Source organism: Rathayibacter sp. AY2B5 (assembly GCF_002931645.1).
Classification (GTDB): domain Bacteria; phylum Actinomycetota; class Actinomycetes; order Actinomycetales; family Microbacteriaceae; genus Rathayibacter.
The window spans coordinates 217,774-233,195 of record NZ_PSUE01000002.1 but is presented as its reverse complement, the minus strand read 5'-3'; the positions used below and the strand labels follow the sequence as shown (position 1 = coordinate 233,195).

Below are 15,422 nucleotides of genomic sequence, written 5' to 3'. Positions count from 1 at the left end.
GGGCGTCCGTCGTCCGCCCCTTCTGGTCGAGTGGCCGCGGAGCGGCGTGCCGAGAGTCGGCTTCCTGCGCGGACGGCCGCCCGCTGACCCCCCGAGGTCCGGGCAGCCGTCCGCGCAGGAAGCCGACTCTCGGCACGCCGCTCCGCGGCCACTCGACCAGAAGGGGCGGACGACGGACGCCCTCCCACCGCACGGTAGACACATCGCGCCCTGGAAATGGGAGTCTTGATACGCCGCTCTGCGGCTACTCGACCAGCAGGAGGAGGGAGCGCCCTCTCACCGCAAGGTGGAGGGCGCGTCCGAGAATCGCGTGGCAGCGATTCGAGGCAGCCCGACGGAATACGCTCTGCGGAACGCACCCCGTCGGGAGGCCGACCGCGCTGAGCCGCGCAGGGAGCGGCTCAGAGTCGAGCTCAGCCCAGCGCCCGCTCGATCTTCTCCGTGATCTCGTTCTGGTCGAGGTAGTTGTCGATGACGACGACCTCGGCGAAGGTGCGGCCGATGCGGTCGACGAGCTCGCCGGAGGTGAGGATGACCTGCGCGTCGGCGGCGAGCGCGTCGACGGAAGCCAGGTCGGAGGCGATCACCTCGGCCTCGAGGTCGAGGGTCTCGAGGGCGCGCTCGGCGCCGAGCTTGAGGATGGCGGAGGTGCCGATTCCGGCGCCGCAGAGGGTGACGATCTTCATGCGCTTCTTCCGTGGTGCGGGTGGTGCGGGGTGCTGTCGGTGAGGACGGCGTTGATGCTGCGGAGGGTGCGGGCGGCGGCGAGGGCGCCGACCGCGTCCGGACGGCTGAGCACGTCGGCGAGCCCGGAGACGAAGCCGACGTGCCCGTGCGCCTGGGTGGCGGCGATCCCGATGACGACCGAGACCGGATCGTTGGTGCTGTGCCCGAAGGCGACGGGCTCGGCCAGCGTGACGACGGAGAGGCCGTCCGCGAGGACGTCGTTGCCGGGCCGGGCGTGCGCGAGGGCGAGCCCGGGCGCGATGACGATGTACGGCCCGAGCACGTCGACCTGCTCGACCATGCGCCGGGAGTAGGCGGCGTCCACCGCGCCGGTCCGCTCGAGAGCACGGCCCGCCTCGAGGACGGCCTCCCGCCAGGATCCGGCGGAGTGGCGGAGGGCCACCGCCTCCTCGGGAAGCGCGTCGAGCGGCACCGTCAGGCCGCCTCGAAGCCGGCGCTGATCGTCTCGACGAGCTCGCGGCGCTCGTCGAGCGGCAGGAAGGCGGCGTGAGCCGCGTTCAGCTGGAAGGCCTCGAAGTCGTCGAGATCGTACCCGAACGCGTCCGACAGGAGGGCGAGCTCGCGGCTGAGGGTCGTCGCGCTCATCAGGCGGTTGTCGGTGTTCACCGTGACGCGGAAGCCCAGCTGGTAGAGCAGGTCGAAGGGGTGGTCGGCGAGCTCGGCACCCCACGCCGCGACGGCGCCGGTCTGCAGGTTGGAGGAGGGGCTGAGCTCGAGGGCGATCTCGCGGTCCTTCACCCACTCCGAGAGCTCGCCGAGGGTCACGTAGCTCGCGTCGTCGTCCTGGCGCTCGATGCGGATGTCCTCCGCGATCCGGACGCCGTGGCCCAGGCGCAGCGCGCGGCCGTCGAGCAGGGCCGAGCGGATGCTGTCGAGGCCGTCCGCCTCCCCCGCGTGCACCGTGGTCGGGAAGTGAGCCGCCGCGAGCAGCTCGAAGGCGGGACGGTGCCGCGAGGCGGGGAAGCCCGCCTCGGCTCCGGCGATGTCGAAGCCGATCGCACCGCGCTCGCGGTGGCGCAGCGCCAGCTCGGCGACCTCGAGCGAGCGGTCGGCGTGCCGCATCGCGGTGATCAGCTGGCCGACGCGGATGCGGTGTCCCTGCGCCGCCGCCTCCTGCACGCCCTGCTGCAGTCCCTCCTGGACCGCCTCGACAGCCGCGTCGAGCGAGAGCCCGGCGCGCTGGTGCTGCTCCGGCGCCCAGCGCACCTCGCCGTGCACGACTCCGTCGGCGGCGAGGTCGAGCACGAACTCGCGGGCCACGCGCTCGAGCGCCGGCGCGGTCTGCATCACGGCGACCGTCGTCTCGAAGGTGGCGATGTAGTCGGTGAGGGAGCCGGAGTCGGCCGTGGCGCGGAACCACTCGGCGAGGGCATCCGGCTCCTCGGCCGGGAGCGGCACGCCCGTCTCGCGGGCGATCTCGAGGACCGTCCCGGGCCGCAGCCCTCCGTCGAGGTGGTCGTGCAGCGACACCTTGGGGAGCTCGTCGATGAGGACGCCCTCGCCCGGGAGGAGGTACTCCTCGGTCTGATCGGTCACGGTGCTCCTCGCGGGTCGGCGGTGGTTCGCCGACCACCCTAGAGGGTCGGCGGGAGCGGCTCGCCGGGCGGCGCCTCCTCCGTGCCGGGCGGCGCAGGGCTAGGAGACGCGCTCCGCCACGAGGGGGCCGCCGTCGAGCACCTCGTCGCCGTCGTCGCCGATCCGGTAGGCACCGTCGAGCGCCTCGAGCGCCCGGGCGAAGCGCTCCGGCTCGTCGGCCGACAGCGTGAGCAGGGGCCGGCCCGCGCGGACGCGGTCGCCCGGCTTCGCGTGCAGGTCGATCCCCGCCGCGTGCTGCACCGCGTCGGACTGTCGGGCGCGTCCGGCGCCCAGGCGCCAGGCGGCGATGCCGAACGGCAGCGCCTGCTGCTCCACCAGGACGCCGTCGCGCTCGGCGACCACGACGTGGGTCTCGCGGGCCTCGGGGAGCGCCGCATCCGGATCCCCTCCCTGAGCGCGGATGACCGCGCGCCAGGTGTCCATCGCCGCGCCGCCGTCGAGGGCGCGCTCGACGTCCGCGTCCGGCTGCCCGGCGAGGGCCAGCATCTCGCGGGCCAGGGCCAGCGTCAGCTCCCGGACGTCCGAGGGACCGCCGCCGGCGAGCACCTCGACCGACTCCCGCACCTCGTTCGCGTTGCCGATGGCCAGACCGAGCGGCACGTTCATGCTGGTCAGCAGCGCGGTGGTCCGCACCCCCGCGTCGTTGCCGAGGTCGACCATCGCCCGCGCCAGCTCCCGCGAGCGCTCGATGTCGACCATGAACGCCCCTGAGCCGAACTTCACGTCGAGCACCAGGGCGTCGGTCCCCTCGGCGATCTTCTTCGACATGATCGAGGACGCGATCAGCGGGATCGCCTCGACGGTCCCGGTGATGTCCCGGAGCGCGTAGAGCTTCTTGTCGGCGGGGGCGAGGCCCGAGCCCGCGGCGCAGATCACGCCGCCGACCGTCCGCAGCTGCTCCAGCATCTCCTCGTTGCCGAGGTCGGCCCGCCAGCCCGGGATCGACTCCAGCTTGTCGAGCGTTCCGCCCGTGTGGCCGAGCCCGCGTCCCGAGAGCTGGGGCACCGCCACGCCGAAGGAGGCGACCAGCGGCATCAGCGGCAGCGTGATCTTGTCGCCGACCCCGCCCGTGGAGTGCTTGTCGACCGTGCGCTTGCCGAGTCCGTCGAACCGCATGCGCTCGCCGCTGGCGATCATCGCCAGGGTGAGGTCGCGGATCTCGTCGCGCTCCATCCCGTTCAGCAGGACCGCCATCGCGAAGGCCGCCATCTGCTCGTCGGCGACGTAGCCGCGGGTGTAGGCGTCGATCAGCCAGTCGATCTGCGCGGTCGAGAGCGTGCCGCGGTCGCGCTTGGTGCGGATGATGTCGACGGCGTCGAAGTCCTCGACGGGGGTGGTGCGGGTCATGCGGAGTCCTCGGTTCGGGAGTGGGAGCGGTGACGGCGGCGCTAGGAGGCGGCGTAGGCCTCGAGCGTGCGCGGGCCGAAGGCGTCGGGGATGACCTCGTCGATCGTCTTCACGCCCGACACGGTCTGGAGGAGCATGCCCTCGGCCGAGTGCTCGAAGAGCAGCTGGCGGCAGCGCCCGCAGGGCATCAGGACGCCGCCCTTCCCGTCGACGCAGGTGAAGGCGACGAGCCGGCCGCCGCCCGTCATGTGCAGCGAGGACACCAGCGCGCATTCGGCGCAGAGCGTGAGCCCGTAGGAGGCGTTCTCGACGTTGCAGCCCGAGATCGTCCGGCCGTCGTCCACGAGCGCGGCGACCCCGACGGGGAACTTCGAGTACGGGACGTAGGCGTGGCTCATGGCCTCCAGGGCGGCCTCGCGCAGCGCCTCCCAGTCGATGTCGGTCACGACGGCTCCTCTCAGGACTTCAGGTACGGCTTGCCGGCGGCGGCCGGTCCGCGGGACTGGCCGACGAGACCGGCCACCGCGAAGATCGTCACGACGTACGGCAGCATCAGCATGAACTCGCTGGGCACGGGCGAGCCGATGACGCCGAGCACGTTCTGCAGGTTGGTCGCGAAGCCGAACAGGAGCGACGCGAGCGTCGCCTTGATCGGGTCCCAGCGGCCGAAGATGACGGCGGCCAGGGCGATGAAGCCCGCGCCCGCGGTCATCTCCTTGCCGAACGCGCCGACCGCGTCGAGCGTGTAGTACGCGCCGCCGACTCCGGCGATCGCCCCGGCGAGGGAGACGTTCCAGAAGCGCGTGCGGGCGACATCGATGCCCACGGTGTCCGCGGCCTGCGGGTGCTCGCCCACGGCGCGCAGGCGGAGGCCCCACTTGGTCTTGAACAGGCCCCACCACACCGCGAATATCGCGAAGTACATCAGGTAGACGATCACCGTCTGGTTGAACAGGACGGCGCCCACGATCGGCACCTGGCTGAGCACCGGGATCGGGAGGCGGTCGAACTTCACCGGCGAGTTGAACGTCGACGCGTCGGCGGAGAGGACCTGGGAGTAGAGGAAGCTCGTCAGGCCGGTCACCAGCACGTTCAGCACGACTCCGACGATCACCTGGTCGACCAGGTACTTGATCGCGAAGGCGGCCAGCACGAACGACACCAGGACGCTCGCGACCATCGCCGCGAGCAGGCCGAGCACCGGCTGGCGGGTGAGGGAGCCGACCATCGCCGCGGTGAAGGCGCCGGCGAGCAGCTGCCCCTCGATCGCGACGTTGACGACTCCGACCCGCTCCGAGATGACGCCGCCGAGCGAGCCGAAGATCAGCGGAGTGGCGAGCCCGACGGTCCCGAGCAGCAGCCCCGAGACGGGCAGCGCGGCACCGGCCGACGCCCAGACGAGGAACCCGATCAGGAAGACCAGGGCGAAGACCGCCGAGAGCCAGAGCGGGATCCGGCGGCCGGCGCGGGTGAGCGCGGCCGACGCGACGGCCAGGGCGACCAGGAGGATCGCGACGACCACGCCCGTCCCCCGCGTCGGGAACGGGATGTCCGGCAGCGCGAAGAAGTCGGTCCCCGCGGCGAGGCGGAACGAGCTCGTCCCGTCGCGGCCGAGGGCCACGAAGAGGACGACGGCGAGCAGCGCGAAGACGCCGAACGCGATCGGCGCCTTCCAGCTGCGGATCACGACGCGGTCGGGGGCGGTGGCGACGGCGGTGCTCATGCGGACACCTCCGAGGTGCGGCGGGTGCGGCGCTTCGGGGCGGCCCCGGGCGTCGGGAGGCGGAAGATCGCGCGCACCAGCGGCGGTGCGGCGATGAAGAGGACGATCAGCGACTGCACGACGAGGACCACGTCGATCGGCACGCCCTCGGCGGCCTGCATCGAGTAGCCGCCCGCCTTGAAGGCGCCGAAGAGGATGCCGGCGAAGAACACACCCCAGGGGCGGGAGCGGCCCAGCAGCGCGACCGTGATCGCGTCGAAGCCGATGCCCGCGTCGATCCCGGAGGTGAAGCCGGTCGTGACCGTCCCCATCACCTGGGCGCTGCCGGCCAGGCCGAGCAGGCCGCCGGAGAGCAGCATCGCGTACACGTAGCTGTTCTTCACGTCGATGCCCGCGACCCGTGCCGCGTGCGGGTTCTCCCCCACCGCGCGGAACTTGAAGCCGATCGTCGAGCGGTTCAGGAGCCACCAGACGAACACGGTCGCGAGGACCGCGAAGACGAAGCCGAGCGTGAGCGAGTATCCGGGGCCGAGGAGCGCCGGGAAGACCGCGGTCTCCTTCATCCCGGGCGACTTCGGGTTGTTCGAGCCGGGCGCCTGCAGCGCGCCGGGCGTCCGCAGGAGGTAGGAGATCAGGTAGAACGCGACGTAGTTGAGCATGATCGTGAGGATCACCTCGTGCGCGCCGGTGCGGGCCTTGAGCAGTCCCACGAGTCCGCCCCAGAGCGCGCCGCCCAGGATGCCGGCGGCGAGCGCGACGATCAGGTGCACGCCCCACGGGAGGTCGAAGGAGAAGCCGACCCAGCCCGCGCAGGCGGCGGCGATCAGCATCTGGCCGCGGCCGCCGATGTTGAACAGGCCGACGCGGAAGGCCAGCGCCACTCCGAGGCCGCCGGCGATCAGCGGGGTCGCGAAGGCCAGGGTGTCCGTCAGCGGCTTGATGCCGTTGGCGAAGCCCTCGCGGCGGAAGTTGTAGACCGAGCCCTGGAAGAGCGAGGAGTAGGCACCGGAGACGGACTGCCAGATCGCCTGCAGGGTGTCGAGCGGCCGGGCGAAGAAGTAGCCCGACGCCGCCTGGACGTCCTTGTCGGTCGCGGCGATCAGCACGCCGCCCGCGATGAGGGAGAGCAGCACGGCGAGCACCGACATCAGCGCGGTGCCGGAGAGGATGTCGCGCAGGACACGCGAGGCACCGCTCTCGAGCGGGCCGGGGCGCACCTCCTGATCCGGCTTCTGGCCGCGCTCGAGCCCGGACGCCTTCTCGGTCTCCGCGTCGGGATCGACCGCGGGCAGTTGCGCGTCGCTCACGCCGCCGCTCCCTTCTCGGCGGGCGCCTGCCCGGCCATCATGAGCCCCAGGACCTCGCGGGGCGTGTCGGCGGGGACGATGCCGATGATCCCGCCCTTGTACATGACCGCGATGCGGTCGGCGAGCGCCGCGACCTCGTCGAGCTCGGTCGACACCACGATCACGGGTACCCCGGTGTCGCGCGTCTCGACGATGCGCTTGTGGACGAACTCGATGGAGCCGACGTCGATGCCGCGAGTGGGCTGCGCCGCGATGAACAGCCGCAGCTCCCGGCTGAGCTCGCGCGCGAGCACCACCTTCTGCTGGTTGCCTCCGGAGAGGCGGCCGACGTGGGTGCCGATCCCCTGGGCGCGCACGTCGAACTCGCGCACCCGCTCCTCGGCGAAGCGCTCGAGCTCCTTCAGCCGCAGGCCCAGTCCCTTCACGAACGGACCGCGGTCGCTGCGGTCGAGCATGAGGTTCTCGGCGATCGTGAACTCGGCGACCAGACCGTCCTCGGTGCGGTCCTCGGGGACGAAGCCGACCCCCGACTCGAGGACGCGGCGCACGGACAGCCCGTCGAGGCGGCGCCCGTCCAGGGTCACCGAGCCCTCGACCCGCTCCTGCAGGCCCATGATCGCCTCGGTGAGCTCGGTCTGGCCGTTGCCCTGCACGCCCGCGATCGCGAGGATCTCGCCGCGGCGGACCTCGAAGGAGACGTCGTCGACGACGGCCTGGCCGTTGGCGTCGCGCACGGTGAGGTTCGAGACGACGAGGGCCTCGTCGCCCGGCACCGCCTGCTCCTTCTGCACCGTCAGCTCGACGGCGCGGCCCACCATCAGCGAGGCGAGCTCGGCGTTGCTCGCCGTCGGCGACGCCTCCCCCACGACTCTGCCGAGGCGGATGACGGTGATGCGGTCTCCGACCTCGCGCACCTCGCGGAGCTTGTGCGTGATGAAGACGATGGCGGTCCCGGCCGCACGCAGCTGGCGCATGATCGCGATCAGCTCGTCGGTCTCCTGCGGGGTCAGCACCGCGGTCGGCTCGTCGAACACGAGCACCCGGGCGTCGCGGGAGAGGGCCTTGATGATCTCGACCCGCTGCTGGACGCCGACGGGGAGGTCCTCGACCAGGGCGTCGGGATCCACGTCGAAGCCGAAGCGGTCCGAGATCTCGCGCACCCGGGCGCGCGCGGCAGCGAGGTCCAGGCGCCCGCCGGCCTTCGTCTCCTCGTGGCCCAGCATGACGTTCTCGGCGACGGTGAAGACGGGGACGAGCATGAAGTGCTGGTGGACCATCCCGATGCCCGCCTTCATGGCGTCACCCGGACCGGAGAAGTGCTGGACCGCGTCGTCCAGCAGGATCTCCCCCTCCTCGGCCTGGTACAGGCCGTAGAGCACGTTCATGAGCGTCGACTTGCCCGCGCCGTTCTCGCCGAGGAGGCAGTGGATCTCACCGGGTTCGACGGTGAGATCGATGTGGTCATTGGCCACGAGCGCGCCGAAGCGCTTCGTGATGCCACGCAGTTCGAGCTTCATGGGACCAATCTAACTTTCGGTTCGCGCCACGATGCGCCGTCGGCCGGGATCGAGGGACGCAGCGGAGCCGATCCGCCCGCCGGACCGACGAAGAGGCCGGCGGTCCCGAGGTGTGCTCGGGCCCGCCGGCCTCTTCGAGTAAGCGGCTAGGACGCCGCGGGAGCGGACGGGGAGGTGACGGTGATGGAGCCGTCGATGATGCCCGCCTTGATGGTGTCGAGCTCGCCCTGCAGGTCGCCCGAGACCTTCGACTCGAAGTCGTGGAACGGCGCGATGCCGACTCCGTCGTTCTCGAGGGTGCCCACGAAGGGAGTGGGGTCGAAGTCGTCGGCTCCGGCGGAGCTGGTGACGTCGGTCGTGCCGGCCTCGATGCCCTTGAGGATCGAGGTCAGGTACAGGTCGGCGCCGTCGGGGTAGGTCTCGTACAGGTCCGCGTCCACGCCGACCATCGCGATGTCCTTGCCGGAGTCGCGGATCGCCTCGATCGCCGACTGGAAGATCGGACCGCCGACGGGGAGGATGACGTCCGCGTTCTGGTCGATCAGCGACTGCGCGGCCGACTTGGCCTCGACGCCCGCCGCGAAGCCGCCGGTGAAGGAGCCGGTCTGCGCGTCGACGTCCCAGCCGACGACCTTGACGTCCTTCCCCTTCTGCTCGTTGTAGTACTTCACGCCGTCGGCGTAGCCGTCCATGAAGATCGTGACGGTCGGGAACTGCTGGCCGCCGTAGGTGCCGACGACGCCGGTCTTGGAGTACGACGCGGCCGCGTAGCCGGCGAGGAACGCCGCCTGCGAGGTGTCGAAGGTGATCGGCTTGACGTTCGGCAGGTCGATCGACGCGTCGTCGATGATCGCGAAGTCGATGTCCGTGTTCGCCTCGGCCGCGGCCGACGTGGCCTCGGCCAGCGCGAAGCCGACGGTGATGATCAGGTTGCAGCCCTGGTCGACGAGGCTGGTCAGGTTCGGGGCGTAGTCCGTCTCGGACTCCGAGGTGACGGTCTTCGGCGTGACGCCGAGGTCCTCCGAGGCCTTCACGAGGCCGTTGTAGCCGAGCTCGTTGAACGACTTGTCGTCGAACCCGCCCGCGTCGGAGACCATGCAGGGCAGGAAGTCGCCACCGGCGGCGGCGCTGGAGCCGCTCTCCTCGGGGGCGGAGGCGCAACCGGCGAGAAGCGCGGTGACGCCGAGGGCGGCGAGACCGCCGAACGCGGCCTTACGCGAGGTGATAGTCAAGATGTCGTCCTCCAGGAATGCGGCCCCGCGCGACGAGCGCAGCAGGGCGTCGATCCCCACACGTTACCCAATGTGACAAGCCGCTCAGCCGCCCGGACGGTGGTGGTCAGGAAGAGTTACACAGTGTTGATCTTCGCGACATGCGGAGCGTGTCGCGGGGCGGTCGGCTGTGCTCGATTCCGAGCCGCGGAGCGGCTCGGCGCGGTCGCTGTGCTCGATTCCGAGCCGCGGGGCGGCTCGGCGCGGTCGGCTGGGCTCGATTCCGAGCCGCGGAGCGGCTCGGCGCGGTCGGCTTCGCGACGGGTGCTTTCCGCAGAGCGAGTCGCGTCGGGCTGGCCTGAATCGCTTGGCACGCGATTCCGGCTCGCGGCCCTCTCCCCTGCTGCCGGATGTCGAAGGCGTTCGGAGGAGCTCCGCGCTGCGCGCGGTCGGGCTCGACGCGATGCTCCTCCATAGTGGTCGAGTTGCCGCGGAAGCGGCCTATCGAGACCCAGCCACCAGCACCCAGGGCGACGGCCGAGGCCCTCATCGAGGGTGGTCGAGTCGCCGCGCGAACGGCGTATCGGGACCGCCGCACGCGCATGAGGCGAGGGGCGGAACGGCGAAGCGCGGCGCCTCCGAGGGGAGGGCCGCGCTTCGACGGGTGGGACGGAGGGCTAGAGGACGTCCGTGCGGCCGGAGAGGCGCAGGGCGTCGACGACGCCCTTGACCTTCTGGGCGTTCTCGGTCGTGGTCACCAGGAGTGCGTCGGGGGTGTCCACGACGACGATGTCCTTCACTCCGATGAGGGCGATGGTGCGGTTGCCGCCGCTGACGACGATGCCCGTCGCGGAGTCGGCCAGAACACGCGCGTCCTCGCCGAGGATGGCGAGGTCCGAGCGGAGTCCGCTCGAGTGCAGCTTCGCGATCGAGGCGAAGTCGCCCACGTCGTCCCAGGAGAAGTGGCCGGGCACGACGGCCAGCTTGCCCGCGGCCGCGGCCGGCTCGGCGACGGAGTAGTCGATCGCGATCTTCTCCAGGCCCGGCCAGATGCGGTCGACGACCGCGCCGCGCTCCGGGGTGTCCCACGCGGCGGCGAGCTCGAGCAGTCCGGCGAGCAGCTTCGGCTTGGCGCGGCCGAGCTCCTCGAGGAGGCGGTCGGCGCGGGCGATGAACATGCCCGCGTTCCAGAGGTACTGACCACTGGAGAGATAGGCGCGCGCGGTGTCGGCGTCGGGCTTCTCGACGAAGGAGTCGACGGCGAGCGTGTGCGTCGCCCCGTCGATCCCGAGGTGCTTCCCCGTGCGGATGTAGCCGAAGCCCACGGCAGGCTCGGTCGGCGTGATGCCGATGGTCGCGATGTAGCCCGCGTCCGCCGCGACGACGGCCTCGGCGACCGCGTCGTGGAACAGCTGCTGACCGCTGATGACGTGGTCGGCGGCGAACGAGCCGATGATCACGCCCGGCTGGCGGCGCTCGAGGATGGCGGCGGCCAGGCCGATCGCGGCGGACGAGTCGCGCGGCTCGCTCTCGAGGACGACGTTGAGGTCCTCGAGGCTCTCGAGCTGCTCCTCGACGGCGGCGCGGTGCGCGCGCCCGGTCACGACCATGATCCGGTCGGCGCCCGAGATGGGCGCGAGGCGGTCCCAGGTGTCGCGGAGGAGGGTCTGTCCCGATCCCGTCAGATCGTGCAGGAACTTCGGGGCGTCGGCCCGGGAGAGCGGCCACAGCCTCGAGCCGATCCCGCCGGCGGGGATCACGCTGTAGAAGCGGTCGAGCGGGGCGCGGCCATCGGTCTCAGGTGATGTCATGTCCGCAGGATACAAGGGAGCCCGAGCGCGACCGTCCGTTCACCCGGGCGCGCGCCGCCGTTCATCCCGCCGCCGTAGCGTCCGGGGCGTGAGAGTCGCGGTCGTCACCGAGAGCTTCCTGCCGTCGTTGAACGGCGTGACCACGAGCGTCCTGCGGGTGCTCGACGAGTTCGCGGAGCGCGGGATCGAGGCGCTCGTCGTCTGCCCGGCCGCGGGGGCGCCGGGCCACTACGCGGGCCACCGCGTCGTGGAGCACCCGGCGATCGCCTACCGCGACTTCCCGGTCGGGATCCCCACGCTCGCCCTCACCCGGGAGCTGGCCGACTTCGAGCCCGACGTGGTGCACGTCGCCTCGCCCTTCCTCCTCGGCGCCCGCGCCATCGCCTCGGCCGGCCGGCTCGGGGTGCCGAGTGTCGCGATCTACCAGACGGACGTCGCGCGATTCGCGGCCCGCTACGGCATCCGCGGCGCCCGCGCCCTCGCCTGGCGGGTGATCCGCCAGATCCACGCCGGGGCGGACCTGACCCTCGCCCCCTCCACCAGCGCCCTCGACGACCTCGCCGCCGCCGGCATCGAGCGCACCGCGCTGTGGGGCCGCGGCGTGCAGAGCGAGCGCTTCCACCCGCGCCGCCGCTCCTCCCCCTACGCGCAGGCCGTCCGAGCCGGACTCGGCGCCGATGACGCGCTCGTCGGCTACATCGGGCGCCTCTCCCCCGAGAAGAGGGTGGAGCGGATGGCGGCACTCGCCTCCCTCCCGCACGCGGAGCTGGTCGTGGGCGGCTACGGCCCCTCCTCCGCCCGGGTCGCCGCCGCCCTCGGCCCGGCGGCGCGGATGCTCGGCCGGCTCGACGGCGACCGGCTGCCGGCGGTCTTCGCCGCGCTCGACGTCTTCGTGCACACCGGCACGGAGGAGACGTTCGGCCAGACGGTCCAGGAGGCGCAGGCGTCCGGCACCGCCGTGGTCGCGCCGCACGCGGGCGGCCCCACCGACCTCATCGAGCACGGCGTGGACGGCCTGCTCTACGCGCCCGAGAGCGACTCCGACCTCCGCCGACAGGTGGAGCGCCTGGTCCGAGATCCCGCACTGCGCGCCCGGCTCGGCGAGGCGGGCCGCCGCCGCGTGCTCCACCGCACCTGGAGCGCGCTCACCGACGAGCTCCTCGCGCACTACGCGACCGCGGGGGCGCCCGCCCTTGCCCTGCCCCGCAGCTAAGGCTCGCCTAAGCCGCGCCCGCCTGCGAGCGCGCTTAGAATCGGAGGGCGAGTTTCTCGTCGCTCCCCGCCCCGTCCCCGTCCACGCGACGTGGGAACAGGTCAGGCCGTCGGAGCACAACCAGGGAGGGTTGTTCGTGTCAGTTCAAGCTGCTCAAACCCTCGCACCCCGGAAGCAGGGGAAGATCCGGCGTCCGGCCGGCACCCTGTACCGCGGTCGCGAAGGCATGTGGTCGTGGGTGCTCCACCGGATCACCGGTGTCGCCATCTTCTTCTTCCTCCTCGTCCACGTCCTCGACTCCGCTCTCATCGCCGTGAGCCCCGAGGCGTACAACGCGGTCATCGGCACGTACAAGAACCCGATCATGGGACTCGGCGAGACCGGGCTCGTGGGCGCCATCGCGTTCCACGCGCTGAACGGCCTGCGGATCATCCTGGTCGACTTCTGGAGCTGGGCGACCCGCAACCAGCGCGTCCTCTTCTGGGTCGTCATGGGCCTCTGGGTCGTGCTGATGCTCGGCTTCGCGCCGCGCCACCTGATCAACGTCTTCAGCGAGGGGGGTGCGCATTGAGCACCGTCGCCGCACCGCGGACCCCGCACACCCCGACCCGCTCCTCCGGCACCAACTGGGAGAAGTGGGGCTGGATCTACATGCGCGCCTCCGGCGTCGTGCTGATCGTCCTGATCTTCGGGCACCTCATCTACAACCTGCTGCTGGGCGACGGCATCAAGGCCATCGACTTCGGCTTCGTCGGCGGCAAGCTGGCGAACCCGTTCTGGCAGTGGTGGGACGTCCTCATGCTGTGGCTCGCGCTGATCCACGGCGGCAACGGCATGCGCACGCTGGTCAACGACTACGCGACCTCGCCCCTGCTGGCCAAGGCCTTCAAGGGCGGCATCCTCGTCGCCGTCGTGGCGCTGATCGCGCTCGGCACCTGGGTCGTCTTCGCGTTCGACCCGTGCCCCGCCGGCACCGCCGCGGACCTGCTGCCCTCCTTCTGCGCAGCGTGACCACGGTGCCGCGGATCGGAGAGGGGCCCGCGCCCCTCCCGGTCCGCGGCACCGCGTCCCGGCACCTCCCCCTCCCATCCCCGTACGACGGAGCACCCACCCCGTGAGCACACCAGGCCACTCCCACACCGGCGCCGACCAGAGCGCCTTCGCGCAGACGGTCGGACCCGACGGCGTCCACTACCACCAGTTCGACGTCGTCATCGTCGGCGCCGGCGGTGCCGGGATGCGCGCGGCCATCGAGGCCGGCCCCAAGGCGAGGACGGCCGTGATCTCGAAGCTGTACCCGACCCGCTCCCACACCGGAGCGGCGCAGGGCGGCATGGCCGCCGCCCTCGCGAACGTCGAGGAGGACAGCTGGGAGTGGCACACCTTCGACACCGTCAAGGGCGGCGACTACCTCGTCGACCAGGACGCGGCCGAGATCCTCGCGAAGGAGGCCATCGACGCGGTCATCGACCTCGAGAACATGGGCCTGCCCTTCAACCGCACCGAGGAGGGCAAGATCGACCAGCGCCGCTTCGGCGGCCACACCCGCGACCACGGCAAGGCGCCCGTCCGCCGCGCCTGCTACGCGGCCGACCGCACCGGCCACATGATCCTGCAGACGCTGTTCCAGAACTGCGTCCGGCTCGGCATCAACTTCTACAACGAGTTCTACGTCCTCGACCTGGTGATGACCGAGGTCGACGGAGTGGCCAAGCCCTCCGGCGTCGTCGCCTACGAGCTGGCCACGGGCGAGCTGCACGTCTTCCAGGCGAAGGCGATCATCTTCGCGACCGGCGGCTTCGGCAAGATCTACAAGACCACCTCCAACGCGCACACCCTCACCGGCGACGGCGTCGGCATCATCTGGCGCAAGGGCCTCCCCCTGGAGGACATGGAGTTCTTCCAGTTCCACCCGACCGGCCTCGCCGGCCTCGGCATCCTCCTCACCGAGGGAGCGCGAGGAGAGGGTGCGATCCTCCGCAACGCCTCGGGCGAGCGCTTCATGGAGCGCTACGCCCCCACCATCAAGGACCTCGCGCCGCGCGACATCGTCGCCCGCTGCATGGTCCAGGAGGTGGCGGAGGGCCGCGGCGCCGGACCGCACAAGGACTACGTGCTGCTGGACTGCACCCACCTGGGCGCCGAGGTCCTCGAGACCAAGCTCCCCGACATCACCGAGTTCGCCCGCACCTACCTGGGCGTCGACCCCGTCGTCGAGCCGGTCCCCGTCATGCCGACCGCGCATTACGCGATGGGCGGCATCCCGACCAACGTCAAGGCCGAGGTGCTCTCGGACAACACGACCGTCGTCCCCGGCCTCTACGCCGCCGGCGAGTGCGCGTGCGTCTCGGTGCACGGCTCCAACCGCCTCGGCACCAACTCCCTCCTCGACATCAACGTCTTCGGCAAGCGCAGCGGCAACAACGCCGCCGACTACGCCAAGACGGTCGACTTCACCCCCCTGCCCGCCGACCCGGCCGGCGCGATCCGCGACATGCTCGCCTCGCTCCGCTCCGCGACCGGCACCGAGCGGATCGCCTCGATCCGCAAGGAGCTGCAGGACGAGATGGACAAGAACGCCCAGGTGTTCCGCACCGACGAGTCCCTCGAGGCCGTCACCGGGACCATCCAGCGCCTGCGCGACCGGTTCCGCAACATCTCGGTGCAGGACAAGGGCAAGCGCTTCAACACCGACCTCCTCGAGGCCGTCGAGCTGGGCTTCCTGCTCGACCTCGCCGAGGTCGTCGTCTACTCGGCGCGCAACCGCAAGGAGAGCCGCGGCGGCCACATGCGCGACGACTTCCCGAAGCGCGACGACGAGAACTACATGCAGCACACGATGGCGTACCTCTCCGGTGACGCCCACTCCTCCGACGCCGGTGACCACATCCGGCTCGACTGGAAGCCCGTCGTGATCACCCGGTACCAGCCGATGGAGAGGAAGTACTAG

The 15,422-nt window shown here is 71.4% G+C and carries 14 protein-coding genes; 4 read left to right on the top strand and 10 right to left on the bottom strand.

The genetic code is table 11. From position 1 onward, the window contains the following. Positions 1–413: 413 nt before the first annotated feature. The 10 genes from C5C30_RS02720 to C5C30_RS02675 form a co-directional block, all read right to left on the bottom strand. Positions 414–686, bottom strand: a complete 273-nt coding sequence (locus C5C30_RS02720) for a PTS sugar transporter subunit IIB (RefSeq protein ID WP_104226416.1) — start codon at positions 684–686, stop codon at positions 414–416. Further along, a complete protein-coding gene (locus tag C5C30_RS02715) occupies positions 683–1,159 on the bottom strand; it encodes a PTS sugar transporter subunit IIA (RefSeq protein WP_104223177.1) in 477 nt (158 codons plus the stop codon). The genes C5C30_RS02720 and C5C30_RS02715 overlap by 4 nt, the downstream gene beginning before the upstream one ends. A gap of 2 nt (positions 1,160–1,161) precedes the next feature. After that, the gene (locus C5C30_RS02710) at positions 1,162–2,283 is read right to left on the bottom strand and encodes an adenosine deaminase (RefSeq protein WP_104249478.1); all 1,122 of its coding nucleotides are present in this window, start codon (positions 2,281–2,283) and stop codon (positions 1,162–1,164) included. Between the two features lie 99 nt (positions 2,284–2,382). After that, on the bottom strand, positions 2,383–3,690 hold the full coding sequence (locus tag C5C30_RS02705; RefSeq protein ID WP_104261600.1) for a thymidine phosphorylase: 1,308 nt from the start codon (positions 3,688–3,690) through the stop codon (positions 2,383–2,385). A 41-nt stretch (positions 3,691–3,731) separates the two neighbouring features. Beyond that, positions 3,732–4,136: a cytidine deaminase gene (locus C5C30_RS02700; protein WP_104223180.1), complete on the bottom strand. Its 405-nt coding sequence runs from the start codon at positions 4,134–4,136 to the stop codon at positions 3,732–3,734. Positions 4,137–4,147: 11 nt separating this feature from the next. Continuing rightward, positions 4,148–5,413, bottom strand: a complete 1,266-nt coding sequence (locus C5C30_RS02695; RefSeq protein WP_104232837.1) for an ABC transporter permease — start codon at positions 5,411–5,413, stop codon at positions 4,148–4,150. Continuing rightward, positions 5,410–6,720, bottom strand: coding sequence for an ABC transporter permease (locus C5C30_RS02690; RefSeq protein ID WP_219827775.1), 1,311 nt, complete (start codon positions 6,718–6,720; stop codon positions 5,410–5,412). Before C5C30_RS02690 ends, C5C30_RS02695 begins: the two co-directional genes overlap by 4 nt. Then, on the bottom strand, positions 6,717–8,237 hold the full coding sequence (locus C5C30_RS02685) for an ABC transporter ATP-binding protein (protein WP_104226419.1): 1,521 nt from the start codon (positions 8,235–8,237) through the stop codon (positions 6,717–6,719). The genes C5C30_RS02690 and C5C30_RS02685 overlap by 4 nt, the downstream gene beginning before the upstream one ends. Positions 8,238–8,383: 146 nt before the next feature. Further along, the gene (locus C5C30_RS02680) at positions 8,384–9,469 is read right to left on the bottom strand and encodes a BMP family protein (protein ID WP_104246690.1); all 1,086 of its coding nucleotides are present in this window, start codon (positions 9,467–9,469) and stop codon (positions 8,384–8,386) included. Positions 9,470–10,125: 656 nt separating this feature from the next. After that, entirely contained in the window at positions 10,126–11,259 is a 1,134-nt protein-coding gene (locus C5C30_RS02675; RefSeq protein WP_104223184.1) for a mannose-1-phosphate guanylyltransferase, read from the bottom strand. Between the two features lie 88 nt (positions 11,260–11,347). Between C5C30_RS02675 and C5C30_RS02670 the strand changes: the two genes are divergently transcribed. The 4 genes from C5C30_RS02670 to sdhA all read left to right on the top strand — a co-directional run bounded on the left by C5C30_RS02670 (position 11,348) and on the right by sdhA (position 15,422). After that, positions 11,348–12,472, top strand: coding sequence for a glycosyltransferase family 1 protein (locus C5C30_RS02670; RefSeq protein ID WP_181065415.1), 1,125 nt, complete (start codon positions 11,348–11,350; stop codon positions 12,470–12,472). Positions 12,473–12,608: 136 nt separating this feature from the next. After that, entirely contained in the window at positions 12,609–13,043 is a 435-nt protein-coding gene (gene sdhC, locus C5C30_RS02665; protein WP_374952907.1) for a succinate dehydrogenase, cytochrome b556 subunit, read from the top strand. Next, positions 13,040–13,483, top strand: coding sequence for a succinate dehydrogenase hydrophobic membrane anchor subunit (locus tag C5C30_RS02660; protein WP_104223187.1), 444 nt, complete (start codon positions 13,040–13,042; stop codon positions 13,481–13,483). The genes sdhC and C5C30_RS02660 overlap by 4 nt, the downstream gene beginning before the upstream one ends. A 202-nt stretch (positions 13,484–13,685) precedes the next feature. Further along, complete coding sequence (gene sdhA / locus C5C30_RS02655; RefSeq protein WP_244230709.1) at positions 13,686–15,422, top strand: succinate dehydrogenase flavoprotein subunit; 1,737 nt, start codon at positions 13,686–13,688, stop codon at positions 15,420–15,422.